The 1,091-nt window shown below is 70.4% G+C and carries 1 protein-coding gene; it reads right to left on the bottom strand.

Annotated features, from left to right (window positions below; genetic code table 11):
* The coding region (locus ACQKM2_RS40865) for a condensation domain-containing protein (protein ID WP_427719292.1) at nucleotides 1–1,069 on the bottom strand (1,069 nt) is incomplete at its 3' end.
* Nucleotides 1,070–1,091 lie beyond the last annotated feature (22 nt).

Here is a 1,091-nt window from a genome sequence, read left to right as displayed (position 1 = left end):
GACCCACCACGAACAACGACGCCCGCACCGGCAACTCACACCCGAGATCAAACGGCCGCCGGGCCTCCTCCTCCACAGCCGCGGAAAGCTCCGCGCTTCCGCAGGCGTGTACGCGCATCTCGGGCCTGCCGAGCTCCACGGGCCGTACGCGCTGGTGTGGCCGTCCGTCGACGCTGGGATACTCGGTACGCAGGCTCTCGTGACGGGCGACGACATCCGCCAGCGCCTCACCGAGCGCCTCGATGTCCACGCTGCCCGTCAGGGTCCACGCGAACGGGGCGTTGTAGAGCACGGAGTCGTCCGCCGCCTCCAGGAACCACAGGCGCTGCTGAGCGAACGACAGTGGCGGGATGGCCGGCCTGGGCCGTGCGGTCGGCGGCGGCGGAGTGCCGTGCGCCTGTTCCAGTTCCCGCACCAGGCCGGCAACGGTCGGGAAGCGGAACAGGCTGCGGATGCCCAGGTCGACGCCGAGGACCTTACGGATTCTGCTGATGAGCCGGGTGCCCAGCAGCGAGTGCCCGCCCAGCGCGAAGAAGTTGTCGTCCATGACCACGGACTCGACGCCGAGCACCTGGGCGAACAGGCCGCACAGGACCTCTTCCCGCGGTGTCCGCGGCGAGCGGCCGGCGCGCTGCCCGGCTCCGCCGGGAAGCGGGTCGCGCACTTCCGCGGGTCCGTCCACCGCGTCCGAATCGCCGGCGGCGAGGGCCGCGGCACCGGCACTGTCGTCGCTGAACGTCTCAAGACCGCTCAGCGGCAGGTCCGGGTCTTCGACCACGGCGGTCAGCAGTCGCGTCATGCGCCGCATGAGCACGTCCATGGCGCGAGGGGAGAACATCTCGGACTTGTACACGCAGGTGCCCTCAAGCCCTGTCGGCACTCCGAGCGGGCCGCGAGTCTCCGTGACGTTGAGCGTGAGATCGAACTTGGCGACCTCCATGTCCACCGGTTCGGGAACGCCGACCAGGCCGGGGAGGCTCCAGTCCTCAGCCGCGGTGTCCTCGAGGGCGAGCATGGTTTGGAAGAGGGGGTGGCGTGCGGCCGAGCGGGGCGGGTTGAGGTGCTCCACCAGACGCTCGAACGGAAGGTCC

This window comes from Streptomyces sp. NPDC004126 (genome assembly GCF_050275515.1).
Classification (GTDB): domain Bacteria; phylum Actinomycetota; class Actinomycetes; order Streptomycetales; family Streptomycetaceae; genus Streptomyces.
Note: the sequence above shows the minus strand (reverse complement) of the source record. Positions and strands in the feature narration are given on the sequence as shown.